Genomic DNA, 14,973 nt, shown 5'->3' on the forward strand with positions numbered 1-14,973 from the left:
GTCACCCGGAGGCGCGTGTGCGCGGTGGAGCCCGCGATGAACGACTCATGACCGTGATGAGGCCGAGCCCCGTCGTCTCATGGCGGGTCAGCCCGGTCACGCCGTCGTGGGTCCGTCTCCATCGCCTGGGCGCCGTCCTCGCCGACCTGTGCGCGGCCGGGCTCGGGGCCGCCGCCGCGTTCCTGCTGAGGTTCGGCGACCTCACCCCCTACGTGCTTCCCTATCTGCTCGTCAGCGCGGCGCTGCCGGTCGTGTGGTGCTGCGCGGTGGCGCTCGCCCGCGCCTACGAGGCCCGCATGCTGGGCGCCGGTTCCGAGGAGTTCCGCCGGGTCGTGCAGGCGGGCATGGCGCTCACCGCCGCCACCGCCATCGGCTCCTACGTGACCAAGATCGACGTGGCGCGCGGCTACGTCGTGCTGGCCCTGCCGCTCGTCACCGTCCTCACGCTCGTGTCCCGCTACGCCCTCCGTCGCTCGCTGTACCGGCGCCGCGCCGCGGGTGCGTGCACGCGCCGGGTGGTCGCCGCCGGTCACGCCGCCGCCATCGCCGAGATCGTCGGTCTCTTCCGCAGGGAGAGCCACCACGGCATGCAGGTCGTGGCCGCCTGTCTGCCCGGCGGGCGCGCCGGTGACGAGATCGACGGTGTGCCGGTGGCCGGCGACCTCAGCGACGTGCCGATCGCGGTCGACCAGCACGCCGCCGACACCGTGGCCGTGCTCGCCTGCCCCGAGATGGACGGCCGGGCGCTGCGCCGGCTGGCCTGGCGGCTCGAACGCACCCGTACCGAGCTCGTGGTCGCCCCCGCGCTGATGGACGTCGCCGGGCCGCGCATCATGATCAGGCCGGTGGCTGGGCTGCCCCTGCTCCACGTCGAGCACCCCGAGCTGACCGGCGTCCGCCAGCTCGTGAAGAACGTCTTCGACCGCCTGGTGGCCGCCGCTCTGCTCGTGCTGCTGTCGCCGCTGCTCGTGGGCCTGACGATCGCCGTACGCGCGACGAGCCCAGGGCCGGCGCTCTTCCGGCAGACCCGGGTGGGCAAGGACGGCCGGCTCTTCACGATCCTGAAGTTCCGTACGATGCGCCGCGGGTCCGAGGAACAGAAGATCACGCTGGTGAGCGACCGCGAGGGCGTGCTGTTCAAGATCCGTAACGATCCGCGGGTCACGCCGCTCGGCACGTACATGCGCCGCCACTCCCTCGACGAACTGCCACAGCTCCTCAACGTCGTGCTCGGCCACATGTCGCTCGTCGGCCCACGCCCGCCGCTTCCGGAGGAAGTGGCCCGCTACGGCGACGACGTGCGCAGACGCCTGCTCGTACGTCCGGGGTTGACCGGCCTGTGGCAGGTCAGTGGCAGATCTGACCTATCGTGGGAGGAATCCGTACGTCTGGACCTGCGATACGTGGAGAACTGGTCCTTGACACTTGACCTTCAGATCCTGTGGAAGACTTGGTCGGCCGTCGCCCGCGGGCAAGGAGCATATTGATGACGATTCGCGACGATCACGCGCTCGCCGCCGACCTTGCGACCGAGGCCGGCGAGCTGTTGCTGCGGATCCGCGAGCGCGTGGGGTTCGACGACCCCAAGGCGCTGCGGGCCGAGGGCGACCGTGGGGCCCACGTCCTCCTCATGGAGTCGCTGGCGCGGCTGCGCCCGTCCGACAGCGTGCTGTCGGAAGAGGCCACGCGTGACGAGCGGCTCGACCCGCGGCGGCTGGGCGCCGAGCGGGTCTGGATCGTCGACCCGCTCGACGGCACCCGCGAGTTCTCCGAGGAGGGCAGGTCCGACTGGGCCGTCCACGTGGCGCTGTGGGAGAAGGGCGAGCTCACCGCGGGAGCCGTCGCGCTGCCCGCGCAGGGCCGCACGCTGACCACCGCCGAGCCGCCCAAGCTGCCCGCCTACGACAAGGGGCGCTTCCGCATCGCGGTGAGCCGCACCCGGCCGGCCGAGTTCCTGCAGCCGCTGGCCCACCTCGTCGGCGCCGACCTCGTCCCGATGGGGTCCGCCGGGGCGAAGATCGCGGCTGTCCTCACCGGTGAGGTGGAGGCGTACGTCCACGCCGGCGGCCAGTACGAGTGGGACTCCGCCGCGCCGGTCGCCGTCGCCCAGGCCGCCGGGGCCCACGCCAGCCGGATCGACGGGGCCGAGCTCGTCTACAACCAGGCGGATCCATCACTACCGGATATCCTGATTTCCCTACCGGAGCTAGCGACATCCCTGCTCGCCGGCATCCGGGACCTGCACCGCTGACCGCTCCGGAGGAAGCTCTCATGCTCCAGCGCGACTACACGACGTCGCAGCTCGACGTGCTCGAAGCCGAGGCCATCCACATCATGCGCGAGGTGGCCGCCGAGTTCGAGCGCCCGTGTTTGCTCTTCTCCGGGGGCAAGGACTCGATCGTCATGCTCCGCATCGCGGAAAAGGCGTTCTGGCCCGCACCGATCCCGTTCCCGCTGATGCACGTCGACACCGGTCACAACTTCGACGAGGTCATCGACTTCCGCGACCGGCGAACGGCCGAGCTCGGTGCGCGGCTGGTCGTGGCCAGCGTCCAGGACTCCATCGACCAGGGCAGGGTCGTCGAGGAGACCGGGCGGCGCGCCTCGCGCAACCGGCTGCAGACCACGACGCTGCTCGACGCGATCGAGGAGCACGAGTTCGACGCGGTGTTCGGCGGCGCCCGGCGCGACGAGGAGAAGGCCAGGGCGAAGGAGCGGGTGTTCTCCTTCCGCGACGAGTTCGGCCAGTGGGACCCGAAGAACCAGCGTCCCGAGCTGTGGAACCTCTACAACGCGCGCATCCGCAAGGGCGAGCACATCCGCGTCTTCCCGCTGTCCAACTGGACCGAGCTCGACATCTGGGACTACATCCGGCGCGAGGGCATCGAGATCCCCTCGATCTACTTCGCCCACACCCGCAAGGTGTTCGAGCGCGACGGCATGCTGCTGCCCGACGCCGACGTGGTGCAGCGCGGCGACGACGAGCCGCTGTTCGAGGCCGTCGTGCGCTACCGCACGGTGGGTGACATGACCTGCACCGGAGCCGTGCAGTCCGCGGCCGCCACGGTCGAGGAGATCATCGAGGAGATCGCGGCGACCCGGATCACCGAGCGCGGGGCCACCAGGGCCGACGACCGCGCGTCCGAGGCCGCCATGGAGGACCGGAAGCGAGAGGGCTACTTCTAATGGACATTCTTCGCTTTGCCACCGCGGGAAGCGTCGACGACGGCAAGTCCACCCTCATCGGACGGTTGCTCTACGACTCCAAGGCGATCTTCGAGGACCAGCTCGAAGCCGTCGAGCGCACCTCGCGTGACCGCGGCACCGAGTACACGGACCTGTCGCTGCTGACCGACGGCCTGCGGGCCGAGCGCGAGCAGGGCATCACGATCGACGTCGCCTACCGCTACTTCGCGACGCCGCGGCGGAAGTTCATCATCGCCGACACGCCCGGGCACATCCAGTACACCCGCAACATGGTGACCGGCGCCTCCACGGCCGACCTCGCGATCATCCTCATCGACGCGCGCAAGGGCGTGCTGGAGCAGTCGCGGCGGCACGCGTTCCTGACCTCGCTGCTGCGGGTGCCCCACCTCGTGCTGGCCGTCAACAAGATGGACCTCGTCGACTACTCAGAAGAGCGCTTCGCGGAGATCAAGGACGAGTTCACCGCGTTCGCCTCCAAGCTGAACGTCGGCGACCTCACCTTCATCCCGATCTCCGCGCTCAACGGCGACAACGTGGTCTCGCGCTCCGAGAACATGCCCTGGTACCTCGGCACCTCGCTGCTGCACCACCTCGAGAACGTGCACATCGCCTCCGACCGCAACCTGACCGACGTGCGCTTCCCTGTGCAGTACGTCATCCGTCCGCAGCGGGCCACCGACCACGCCTTCCACGACTACCGCGGCTACGCGGGCCAGGTGGCGGGCGGCGTGCTCAAGCCCGGCGACGAGGTCGTGCACCTGCCCTCCGGCCTGACGACCCGCATCTCCTCGATCGACACCTACGACGGGCCGGTGGAAGAGGCGTTCTCGCCGATGTCGGTGACGCTGCGTTTCGAGGACGACATCGACATCTCGCGCGGCGACATGATCGCTCGCCCGAACAACCAGCCGCACGTCGCTCAGGAGCTCGAGGCGATGGTCTGCTGGATGGCCGACGCCCGCGCGCTGACGCCGCGTACCAAGTTGATGATCAAGCACACCACCCGTACGGCGCGGGCGCTGGTGCGCGACCTGCACTACCGGCTCGACGTCAACACGCTGCACCGCGACGAAGAGGCGACGTCGCTGTCGCTCAACGAGATCGGCCGGGTGTCGCTGCGCGTCACGCAGCCGCTGTTCGTCGACGACTACGCCCGCAACCGGCTCACCGGCGGCTTCATCCTCATCGACGAGGCCACCAACACCACGGTCGGCGCCGGCATGATCCTCGACGCCAACTGAGGTAGATCTTTTAGATTGCGCTGACCGCTCGATTACTCTGGGTGCTAGGTTCGTCGCGTTCCGTGTAAGGCGACGCGATGGGCCCTGTCCGGTGACTGAGCGCTCACCCGTTCGGGTGATCTATTTGGGCGGCCTCGGCCGCAGCGGCACCACCCTGCTCGAGAGGCTGCTCGGTGAGATTCCCGGGGTGGTGGCGCTCGGCGAGGTCGTGCACCTGTGGGAGCGCGGCGTCCTCGCCGCGGAGCTCTGCGGGTGCGGCCGTCCCTTTCCCGCCTGCCCGTTCTGGCGGCAGGTGGGAGAGCGGGCCTTCGGGGGCTGGACGCGCGGCCACGCCGAACGCGTCCTGACCCTGCGCCGCCAGATCGACCGCACACGCCGGATCGCCCGCATCCACCACCCCGACCTGGCCGAGTACGCCGCGGCCTACCGCGCGCTCTACGCGGCGGTCGGCGCCCCGGTCGTCGTCGACTCCAGCAAGCACGCCTCGCTGGCGTGCTGCCTGGTGGCCGCGGGCGGGGTCGACGTCCGCGTCGTGCACGTGGTCAGAGACCCGCGCGCGGTCGCCCATTCCTGGAGCAAACTCGTCCCGCGGCCCGAGGACGGGCGGCCCATGACGCGCTGGGGTCCGGCGCGCACCGCCCTGCACTGGTGGGCGCAGAACGCCGCGCTCGAGCTGCTGCCCGGGCGCGGGGCGCGCGTGACCAGGGTCCGGTACGAAGATCTCGTCGCCCGGCCCGGGTCCACCCTCGAGGCGCTGGCCCGCGAGCTGGAGCTGGGCGAGCCCGACCTCTCCTTCGTCGAGGGGCGCAGCGCCTGGCTCGGGCCGTCCCACACCGCCTCCGGCAACCCGATGCGCTTCCACGTGGGGCGGGTCGAGCTGCGGCGCGACGACGCGTGGCGGGCGGAGCCACGGACCGCACGCCGGCTGGTCGACGTCCTCACCTGGCCGCTCCGCGCCCGCTACGGCTACGCCGGGCAGGCGGCGTGAGCGGGTGGCCGTCGGTCGGGGTGATCGTCCCGACACGTGGAGACCGACCGGAGTCGCTGCGGGAGGCCGTCACGGCGGTGCTGGAGCACGACTACCCGGGCGAGCTGTCCCTGGTCGTGGTAGCCGACGCGCCGCTGCCTTCGCACGGGCAGGCGCCCGCGCCCTCCATGGCGGCCGACGCCCCGTTGTCTCTGGATGGGCGGGTGCGTCCGGCTTCTGTGGTGGGGGACGCGTCGCTGTCTTCGGATGGGCAGCATCCGGCCCCCGTGGTGGGGGACGCGTCGCTGTCTTCGGACGGGCGGGTGTGCGCGGCCTTCGTGGCGGATCAGGTCGCGGGCAGGCTCCGGGGTGAGAGTCGCGTGCGCGTGCTCGGCAACACGCTGAGCCCGGGGCTGCCAGGGGCCCGCAACACCGGCATCGCCGCCTGCGACACCGACCTGGTGGCCTTCTGCGACGACGACGACGTGTGGCTGCCCGGCAAGCTGGCCGCCCAGGTGCGGGCGCTGCGCGCGGGCGGCGGCGAGTTCGCCAGCTGCGGCATCGAGGTCGAGCACGGACGGTGCCGGGTGCCCCGACTCGCGGGAGCGTCCCTGGTGACCGCCGATGACCTGGTGCGATCGCGCATGGTGATGGTCCACTCCTCGACGTTCCTGTTCGAGCGTGGGGCGTTGTGGGTCGACGAGAGCGCGCCCGGCGGGCAGAACGAAGACTGGGACCTCGCCCTGCGCGCCGCCAAACGCGCCCCCATCGTCCACGTCGACCGGCCGCTCGTCCGCGTGCGCTGGGCCGGGTCCCACTACGCGGCCCGCTGGGCCGACCGCATCGCCGGGCTGGAGTGGATGCTCGCCCGGCATCCCGAACTGGCTGTGGACCCGCGCGGCGCGGCGCGGGTCTACGGTCAGCTGGCCTTCGCCCACGCCGCGCTCGGGCGCCGACGCGAGGCCGCCCGCTGGGCCGGCCGGACGTTCGCCGCCCGGCTCGGCGAGCCACGCGCACCCATCGCGCTGGCGGTCGCGGCCGGCTTGGTCTCCGCGCCCACCGTCCTGTCCGCCCTCCACAGCCGAGGACACGGCATTTGACCCACCCCCACACCGACCCACTCCCACCGGCCACCGACGCCCCTCAAGCCCCGATGCCGCAGCCGGAGCCCGCTGTTCTGGCGGCGTCTCCCCGGCCCGGTGCGGCAGAGCATCCCCGATCTGCTGTGCAGGCAGCGTCTTCGGGCCCCGTCATCCCGGCGTCGCCTTCGGGGTCGGCTGTGCCGGCGTCGCTTCCGGGATCCGCTTTTCCAGCGTCGCTTTCGGGGACGGCCGGACTGGCGGGGGCTTCTGGGCGGCGGGTGCGGGTTGGTGGTGTGCGTGTCGACGCCGTTGCCGAGGAGGAGGTCGTTCGGTGGGTGGAGGGGGCGTTGGAGTCGGGGCGGGGTGGGCGCATCGTGACGCCCAACGTAGACATCTGCCGCGCCGTCCGCCGTGATGCCGCGCTCAGGGAGCTCGTGTGCTCGGCCGAGATCGTCGTCGCCGACGGGATGCCGCTGGTGTGGGCGGCCCGGCTGCTCGGTACGCCTGTGCCGGGGCGGGTCACGGGCGCCGACCTCCTGTGGTCGCTGAGTGGGGTCGCCGCTCGCCGGGGATGGCCCGTGTACCTGCTCGGTGGGCCGCCAGGGGTCGCGGCGGGCGCGGCAGGCGCGCTCACCGCCCGGTTCCCGTCACTGCGGGTGTGCGGCGTCCACTCGCCCCCGTACGGGTTCGACACCACCGCCGAGGGCCGGGCCCGGGTACGCCGCGACGTTGCCGCGGCGCGTCCACGGATCGTGTTCGTCGGGCTCGGCTTCCCGCGCCAGGACCGGCTCGCCGCCGAGCTGCGCGCGGACCTGCCTGACGCGTGGTTCCTGGGATGCGGAGCCGCCCTCTCCTTCGCGGCGGGGACGGTGCCCAGAGCGCCGCGCTGCATGCAGCGGACGGGCCTGGAATGGGCGTTCCGCCTCGCCTGCGAACCAGGCCGCCTCGCCCGCCGCTACTTGGTCAACGACCTGCCCTTCGCCACCCACCTCCTCACCACCTCCCTCCTCACCCGCCTGCACCCCACTGCCCGCCTGGAGTGCTGAGGGCCGCTCACTGCCTGCACCCCACTGCCCGCCCGGAAGTGCTGAGGGTCGCTCACCCGGGTGTTCCTGCGCGTCTGGGCGCTCACCCGTTGAGAGGGTCCACCGACAAGAGGGCTTGCAGGGCGTGGCATCGCTGGTGTGGTGTGGGGATTTGGGCTTGCCATATTGCGCGTCGGAGCTTTTCCCCAGTTCGCGCGAGGCGCTGAAGGGCTCTCATCGCGGCGGGCATCCGCTCGTCGTGGGCTCGGTCGCCGGAGGGGCTCCGGCGACCGGGCTCCTCCTCTGCAGCCACTCGAAGTCCTGGAAGGCCCCCCTCGCGCGGCCCGTTCCCCGCCCGTCACGGGCGCTGAGCCGCCGGAAAAATTCACCGACGGAGCTGACGGTGTGGCGTCGCCGGCATGGGGTGGGGATCGGGGCCGTGTTGCCGCCCCTCCGTTCGGTGCGCGGCGGACGCGCTGCGGGCTCTTGTGCGGGCGGGCTTGTCACGGTCGCGCAGGCCGTGCGGGACCGCCTGTCTTGGGTCAGCGGTTGGAGAGGCCATCAAAGGTCTTATGGAGGTGGGTTTGTGGTGAGGGCTTGGATGTGGGTGATTTCGGTGGGAGTGAGGGTTGTGGGGGTGGTGAGGGAGTGAGCGGAGTTCATGGGGCGGTAGGCGGTGCGGGATGCGCCTGTCCAGGTGAAGGGGCGTGGCACTGGAGCGGTGTCCGGGTGCAGGCAGGCTTGGGTGATGCGGTGTTCGGCGGTACGGGTCCAGGTGAGGCCGGCGTAGTCGTACAGGCGGCGGAAGGCGGGCAGGGGGTCGGCGGCCAGGGACTCGTACGGCGCGACGAGGATGCCGGGTGTGCGGTCGAGGATCGTGCGGGTCACCCGCCACAGCGCGGCAGCCTTGGCGATGCGGTCCTGGGAGCCGACGAGTGCCCGTAACTCCAGCACCTCCGGGTGGTCGCGGACGAGCAGCGGCTGCTCCAGGAGCTCGTGGAAGTACACGGTCCACCCCAGACGCTGCCAGCTCGCCACGAACGTCACCGGGTCGCGGACGAGCGCGATCACCCGGCACCCCAACGCGCGGGCGAACCAGCCCGCGCTCAGCACCGCGAACGGATCGTCCAGCAGCGCTCGCCGCCCGGTCAGCCGCCCGTACGTGAAAGCGGTGCCGTAGCGGACGAGGCGCGCCAGGTCGTACGGCGACCGGTTGGCCCGCAGCTCGGCGAGCCACCGGTAGCGCAGGGCGACCGTGTCGCGGAAGGCGGGCAGCCAGTCGGCGGCGTTGTCGTCGCAGATGTACTGGAATCGGTGGGTCACCTGGGCGTTCAGCACGCCGGGGCAGCGGCCGGGCGGGTGCTGCGGGTTGAGCGGCTCGTTGACGTAGACCAGCTCGCCCCCGGCGGCGAGCATCCTGCCGACCCAGCTCGTCCCGCTCCGCGGCAGCCCCGTCACCAGGACCGGGGGCCCGTGCACGCGGCCGCCCGGCTCGTCCCGCTGCGGGGCAGGGCCGTTCATGCCGCCCCCTGCTCGTCTCGCTGTGCGGACGGACTGTTCATGCCGCCGCCCAGTGGCGTACGCGTAGTGCGGACAGGGTGTGGCGGCCGAAGGGGTGGAGGCCGTAGCGGCGGTGCAGTTGCCACAGCGGGAGCAGGTTCTTCACGAGAACGCCGCCCGACCAGCCCGCCACCGCCCCGAACGCCCCATGGGCGGGGACCAGCGCCAGGTCGAGGGCGACGGTGCAGGCGACCGCGGCCAGCAGGTTGAACAGGCTGGTCGAGGTGTGTCCGGCAGCGGTGAGGACGACGTCGACCATCCCGCAGGCGGTCGCCACCATCATCGTGCCCGACAGGACGAGCGCGATGGGCACCGCCGAGCCGTACGTGGGGCCGAACAGTCGCAGCACCCACGGGGCCAGCGCCGCGTACGCCAGCCACACCGGCCAGGTGAGCACGACGAGCCACACCGTGGCCGCCTGGTACAGCCGGTCGGCGCGATCGTGGTCGCCGTCGGCCACGGCCCGTACGAGCCGCGGCTGGACGGCCTGCGCGAGCCCCTGGTTGGCGAGCTGGCCGACCACCTTGAACCGGGTGGCGGCCGTGTACACGGCCGCCTGCACGGGGCCCGCGAGCACGGCGACGATCACGACGTCAACCCGCTGGAACACCGCCTGCACCGCGCCCGCCACCGACCGCGGCGCGGTGTGCCGCCACAGGTCACGGGCGGTGCCGGGCAGGTACGGCGTCCGCGGCACCCGCCCGCGCAGCGCCACCACGGCCAGCACGAGCAGCGGCACGTACGGCAGCCCCCACGCCACCGGCAGCCACGCCGCCGTGCCCGCAAAAGCCGTGCTCGCAAAAGCCGTGCCAGCCGAAGCCGTGCCAGCCGAAGCCGGGCCAGCAGAAGCCGTGCCAGCCGAAGCCGGGCCCGCGAGAGCCGTGTTCGCCAGGGCCGTGTTCACAAAGGCCGTGCCCGCCACGAGGACGAGCTGGCAGCAGGGCACGAGCAGCCCGTCGAGCAGCACGGTGGGCCGCATGGACCCGAACCCGCGAGTGACGGCGAGCAGCACGTCGCCGGCCACCATGACGGGCAGGACCAGCACGACGGGCCCGAGCCGCGGGTACAGCACGGCGGCGGCAGCAGCGGAGATCACCAGGCACGGCACCAGCGCCGCCCTGACATATCCAGAAATGCCCAAATAGTCGTACGTCCGAGCCCGCGCCACGAAGTAGACCAGCCCGTTGCCCGCGTCCAGCTTCGCGACGCCCGCCACCATGAGCACCAGCGCGGTCGCCGTGAAGAACGCCCCCGCCTCCGCCGCCGTGAACGCCCGCGTCACGACCACCACCAGCGCGAACTGCGCGAGCGCGCTGCACACCGCCCCCGCCACGCCGGCGGCCTCGCGCCGCCCGACCGGGCTCATCGCCGCCACGACGGCTCCTCACCCAGCCACGACGTCAGCCGGGCGTCGTACGGCTCGAAGTGCTCGCGCAGCGACCGCTCCAGGTCGCGCGGCACCGGACGCGGCGCGGGCCGCCCGTTGTGCCGCTCGAACACCGGGTGGCCCAGATGCGGCACGCCCAGGAACTCCAGCACCCGGTCGTAGACCGGCTCGGGAGCGGTGAAGAAGCGGTGGCTGTCGAGCACGAGGATCCGGTCGCGGCCGAACAGCGCCGACAGCCGGTCGAGCTGGTCGGCGTAGCGGCCCCTGGCCCGGTAGGCGTGGTGGCGGTGGGAGTGGTGCTGCCCGTAGGGGAGCGCGCGCAGGAGTTCGTCGGCCCCGGCCAGGCGCTGCTCCTCGAGTTCGAGCGCGGTCTCCAGATGCGACTCCGTCTCGAAACCCCGGGCCAGCTCGTGGGCGTGCGCGGAGCAGGCCCGCTCGACGGGGTCGCGGACGAGGACGATGAGCTTCACGTCGGGCAGTGTCGCGGCGATGCGCTCGCCGGCCAGCGGGTGGAACAGGTAGTAGGGCGACGACTCGTACGCCTGCGCGGGCCCGCCGTACCGGCGGGCGAGCAGCGCCGCGCCCACCTGCAAGGGGAAGTGCGCGCGGTACCAGCGCAGCCCCCGGTCGTAGGCGACGTCGAAGTAGTGGACGCCCTTGTGCAGCACCGGCTTGCGCAGCAGTGGGTGCTGGGCGAGCGCGCGGTAGAGCGAGGTGGTGCCGCAGCGCTGCGCCCCCACGATCAGGAAGGAGGGCAGCATGCGGGAGCCGGCGGTGAAGCGTCCCGTGGATCGCGAGACGGACAGGACCGGGCGCTTCAGCTGCTTGATGTCTGTCCTCACGTCAGCAACTCCTCGGGGTCGACGATCGGGTTGAGCCAGGACTCCGGCGGGCCGAGCGGATGGTGTCCGTCGGCGGCGTGCCGGTCGGCCAGCGCGATGAGGTACCGCAGTGCCGTGTGCCGGGCGGCGGCCGAGGACAGCCCCAGGGGCGCGAGCACCCGTACGGACTGGGCCAGGCACGCCCGCGCCGCGCTCGGCGGGCGCATCCGGCGCAGCGCCCGCTGGAAGAAGTGGTGGACGGCGTCGAACCCGTACGGGACGCCGGTCTCGTAGCGTTCCCAGTCCCACACCAGCACCCGGCCGTCGGGGGAGGGGCACATGTTCCACGGCGCGAAGTCGCCGTGCCAGGCCGGACGGTCACCGCCGGTCGCGGCGATCTCGCGGATCGCGTCCAGCAGCAGCGGGCGCGGCACGCGGCGGCGGCACACCGGCAACGGCGACAGGACCAGCACCGACAGCCCCCGCCACTCGCCGTGGTGCAGCACCGACGGCGTGGCGACCACGTCGAGCGACAGCCCGGCCAGCCGCCGCAGCGCCGCCGCCTCCGTGGCGAGCAGCTCGCGGACGCGCGGCGTGTCGCCGATCTTCACGAACGCCAGCCGCCGCCCTTCCGAACGCGCCTCCAGGACGGGCTTGCGGTTGGCCCGCCGCGCCGGACGGATGTGCAGGACCGTCTCGACCGGCCGCTCGAAGACCTCACTCAGGTACGTCGCGATCGACCCCTCGTCGGACACCATGAACCGCCCGCCCACGTGCCACCATCGGCGCGGCGCGAGCCGCCGGGGCACGGCGGGCAGCGGCAGGACGGTGTACGCCCGGGACGGTCCGGTCTCCGGGTACAGCAGCCCCACGGTCTCCGCGAGATAGCCGAGACGGGCGGCGGCGTCGGTCATGAGTTTCTCCACAGCAGGGCGAACGAGATCATGTAGAGGGTGAGCGGAGTGACGAGGCCGTCGTAGACGAACATGTAGAGCAGCACGAGGCCCATCACGAGCACCCCGGCCAGCCCGATCGGGCTGCGGTCGCGCCGGTGGCGGCGGATCGCGCCGAGGAAGAACGCCGCGTACAGCAGCGCGCCGGTGAACCCCTGGGTGATGATCAGCAGCCAGATCTGGCCGTCGCCGCCCAGGGGCGGGTGTCCGCAGGTCGGGCACCACGCGCTCTTCCCCGTGGTGATCGAGCGGTGGCTGCCCGTGGCGTTGCGGGTGTTGCCGTAGCCGATCACCGGCGAGTGGGTGGCCGCCGTGAGGGTCGCGCTCACGGTGAAGGCGCGGATGTCGTTGGAGTGCGGCCGGTCGAGCCGCTGCGCGACCAGCGGCGCCAGCGGGCTGAGCACGAACGCCAGCGCCGCCGTGGCCACGAGGCCGCACGTCACGACGCGGGTGCGGCCACCCACGCGGACGACGAGGTAGAGCACCGAGAGGCCGAGGCCGATCCACAGGCCCCGGTTGAGCGAGTACACGATCGGGATCGCCGCCAGGGCCAGCACCGCCGCCGCGAACGCCTTGTGCCGCGCCCGGCCGTACACCCACCAGCCGACCACGAACCAGACCAGCAGGACCGAGGCGTTGCTGCCCCAGGCGTTGGCCCACTCGTACGGCGCCTCGGGCCTGGGCGCCGCGTACCCGAGCACCATCTGCGTCTGCGCGGCCGTCGGGTGGATGAGGTTGCGGACGAACGCGTTCTCGGCGATCTCCTCGGGCAGCAGCAGCTCGACCGGCGAGGTGTAGGAGAAGCCGGGCAGGAACACCCCGAGCAGCCCCCCGGCGACCGTGGTCACGAACAGCACGCCGAGCATGCGGACCAGGCGCAGCTGCGGCAGCTCGCGCTCGGTCAGGTTGCCCAGGTAGAGCGTCATGACCAGCACGGACGTGTAGAGCGCGAGCCGCATGAGGTAGCCGACGACCCGGCCGGGCCCCAGCTCGCCGTACGTGCCGGGCGGCGACTCGGCCAGCATGAGCGCGCTCACGAGGTAGCCGGCCAGCAGCAGCGCCCACAGCCCGAAGCCGCGCGGCACCTTGATGGGCCGGCGCCGCCACAGCAGCACCGCCATCGGCACGGCCAGCACGATCACCGACAGTCCGCCGAACCCGAGAGCCCACCAGACCGGGTAGCCGACCAGAAACGCCGCGACGGGCCACGCGGCTCTGCTCACGTCGGTGCGCCCGGCCGATGCGGCTGCTGGTAGGCGTGGAACGCCGTGGTCTCCGGCGGCGGGCCGTTCAGCAGGTCGAACTCACCGGGGGAGGCGAGCCTGCCGAGCGTGGGCTGGGGGTACGGGGCGAGCAGTGACACGAACGCCGGCACCGCTTCGGCCGCCGTCACGAGGCCGACGACCGGCACGTCGTGCCGGGCCAGCCGGTGTACGGCGGCGGCGACGTCCTTCGACGTGGTCTTGTGCAGGCCCACGACGAGCAGGGCGGCCTCGGCGCTCGCGAGGTCGCTCGCGCCCGAGCCGTCGAGCACGACCAGCGGCAGGCCGACGTGCAGCGGCTCGGCCGAACGGGCCGAGCGCAGGCCGGGAGGCAGCCTCCTGACGAGCAGCCGCCTGCCCTGGCAGGCGGACACGACCTCGCCGGCCAGGTCGGCGAGCCGGTCGGCGGCGTTCGGGCCGGACAGGTCGCCGAGGAGGGGCAGGCCGGTCAGCCGCTCGACGTCGGCCGCCGCGCGCAGGCGCGTGTCGAGCCGGTCGCGGGCGTACGCGGCGGCGGAGCCGGCCAGCAGACCGGCCATCAGCCCGGTGCCGAGGAGGAGCGGCAGGCTGGGGGAGCTGGGCGCGTCGGGACGTGTGGCGCGGCTGAGGATCGTGCCCGGCGTGACCGCGATCGTGCGCAGGGCGTCGTACTTGAGCGACAGGCTGGCGGCCTGGCGGTTGAGCACGCTCTGCCGCTGCCGGGCGATGGTGTGCTCAGGGGAGCCGGTGGTCAGCTTCGCGAGCTGCCGGACGACGGCGTCGGTCGCCGCGTTGACCTGCTTGAGCTTGGCCAGCACGGCCTGCTGCTGCGCGGTCAGCGCGCCGAGGGCGCCCGCGCGGCGGTGGTCGAGGTACGCATCGGCGTACGCCCGCGACTGGGCGGCGGCGCTCTCGGGGTCGGCGGTCGTGACGGAGATCAGCAGCACCGCCGAGTTGGGCGGGACGGTGACCTCGACCGGCTCGGGCTCCTGGCCGCCGAGCACCCGGGCGGCCCGCGCCGCGACGACCGCCGACTGGGCGACCTGCGCCTCGGTGTCGAGGTTGAGCGCCTCGCGCTGGCGGTTGGTGACCTGGTTGAGCTGCTCGGGCACGCCCACGGGCATGACGAGCACCTGCGTGGTCGCCGTGTAGGCGGACGGGATGAGCCAGTGCAGTGCCAGCGAGGCGGCGGCGCCGATCACGACGCAGCCCACGAGCAGCGTCCAGCGCCTGCGCAGCAGCGCGAGGTGCTCGTCCAGGTCGGTGCCGGAGCTCATGAGACGGTCTCCCGGGGTGTGTGCGGATCGTCGCGGATCGATGACACCGCGTCACGGTCCAGGCGCGCGCTCACTATAGGACGGACGGTCAGCACCCAGGTGGAATACGCAAGATTTTCTCCGGTACGGCCAGAAAAAAGGCACCCCATAAATCGAAATATCCGGAAATGGTGGGCTGGCTCGCCGCCATCTTTGAGCTGGGCAGACTCGCA

General features: G+C 72.4%; 13 protein-coding genes. 7 read left to right on the forward strand and 6 right to left on the reverse strand.

The window, feature by feature from the left end:
- Positions 1–47: 47 nt before the first annotated feature.
- The 7 genes from BLR04_RS03970 to BLR04_RS04000 all read left to right on the forward strand — a co-directional run bounded on the left by BLR04_RS03970 (position 48) and on the right by BLR04_RS04000 (position 7,543).
- Positions 48–1,487 (forward strand): sugar transferase, encoded by a 1,440-nt coding sequence (locus tag BLR04_RS03970; protein WP_090759711.1) that lies wholly within the window; start codon positions 48–50, stop codon positions 1,485–1,487.
- Positions 1,487–2,251, forward strand: coding sequence for a 3'(2'),5'-bisphosphate nucleotidase CysQ (locus BLR04_RS03975; RefSeq protein WP_176902925.1), 765 nt, complete (start codon positions 1,487–1,489; stop codon positions 2,249–2,251). Before BLR04_RS03970 ends, BLR04_RS03975 begins: the two co-directional genes overlap by 1 nt.
- A gap of 20 nt (positions 2,252–2,271) precedes the next feature.
- Positions 2,272–3,186, forward strand: coding sequence for a sulfate adenylyltransferase subunit CysD (gene cysD / locus BLR04_RS03980; protein ID WP_090759715.1), 915 nt, complete (start codon positions 2,272–2,274; stop codon positions 3,184–3,186).
- Positions 3,186–4,448, forward strand: a complete 1,263-nt coding sequence (cysN, locus tag BLR04_RS03985) for a sulfate adenylyltransferase subunit CysN (protein WP_090759717.1) — start codon at positions 3,186–3,188, stop codon at positions 4,446–4,448. The genes cysD and cysN overlap by 1 nt, the downstream gene beginning before the upstream one ends.
- Positions 4,449–4,566: 118 nt before the next feature.
- Positions 4,567–5,436, forward strand: a complete 870-nt coding sequence (locus BLR04_RS03990; protein ID WP_090760690.1) for a sulfotransferase — start codon at positions 4,567–4,569, stop codon at positions 5,434–5,436.
- Positions 5,433–6,515, forward strand: a complete 1,083-nt coding sequence (locus BLR04_RS03995; protein ID WP_245740012.1) for a glycosyltransferase family 2 protein — start codon at positions 5,433–5,435, stop codon at positions 6,513–6,515. Before BLR04_RS03990 ends, BLR04_RS03995 begins: the two co-directional genes overlap by 4 nt.
- Before the next feature lie 356 nt (positions 6,516–6,871).
- A complete protein-coding gene (locus BLR04_RS04000) occupies positions 6,872–7,543 on the forward strand; it encodes a WecB/TagA/CpsF family glycosyltransferase (RefSeq protein WP_245740013.1) in 672 nt (223 codons plus the stop codon).
- A gap of 549 nt (positions 7,544–8,092) precedes the next feature.
- Here the strand turns inward: BLR04_RS04000 and BLR04_RS04005 are convergent.
- Genes BLR04_RS04005 through BLR04_RS04030 form a run of 6 tightly spaced genes read right to left on the reverse strand, consistent with a single transcriptional unit; the run spans position 8,093 to position 14,761 of the window.
- Positions 8,093–9,043 carry a sulfotransferase gene (locus BLR04_RS04005; protein WP_245740014.1) on the reverse strand — a complete coding sequence of 317 codons (951 nt, stop codon included), beginning with the start codon at positions 9,041–9,043 and terminating at the stop codon, positions 8,093–8,095.
- A gap of 37 nt (positions 9,044–9,080) precedes the next feature.
- Positions 9,081–10,448 carry a lipopolysaccharide biosynthesis protein gene (locus BLR04_RS04010; RefSeq protein ID WP_090760696.1) on the reverse strand — a complete coding sequence of 456 codons (1,368 nt, stop codon included), beginning with the start codon at positions 10,446–10,448 and terminating at the stop codon, positions 9,081–9,083.
- Entirely contained in the window at positions 10,445–11,311 is an 867-nt protein-coding gene (locus BLR04_RS04015; protein ID WP_245740015.1) for a sulfotransferase family protein, read from the reverse strand. Before BLR04_RS04015 ends, BLR04_RS04010 begins: the two co-directional genes overlap by 4 nt.
- The gene (locus BLR04_RS04020; RefSeq protein ID WP_090759722.1) at positions 11,308–12,204 is read right to left on the reverse strand and encodes a signal recognition particle subunit SRP19/SEC65 family protein; all 897 of its coding nucleotides are present in this window, start codon (positions 12,202–12,204) and stop codon (positions 11,308–11,310) included. Before BLR04_RS04020 ends, BLR04_RS04015 begins: the two co-directional genes overlap by 4 nt.
- Positions 12,201–13,466 (reverse strand): hypothetical protein, encoded by a 1,266-nt coding sequence (locus BLR04_RS04025; RefSeq protein WP_090759724.1) that lies wholly within the window; start codon positions 13,464–13,466, stop codon positions 12,201–12,203. The genes BLR04_RS04020 and BLR04_RS04025 overlap by 4 nt, the downstream gene beginning before the upstream one ends.
- Entirely contained in the window at positions 13,463–14,761 is a 1,299-nt protein-coding gene (locus BLR04_RS04030; protein ID WP_090759726.1) for a Wzz/FepE/Etk N-terminal domain-containing protein, read from the reverse strand. Before BLR04_RS04030 ends, BLR04_RS04025 begins: the two co-directional genes overlap by 4 nt.
- Positions 14,762–14,973: the final 212 nt, after the last annotated feature.

Source organism: Nonomuraea maritima (assembly GCF_900100395.1).
GTDB classification, from domain to species: domain Bacteria; phylum Actinomycetota; class Actinomycetes; order Streptosporangiales; family Streptosporangiaceae; genus Nonomuraea; species Nonomuraea maritima.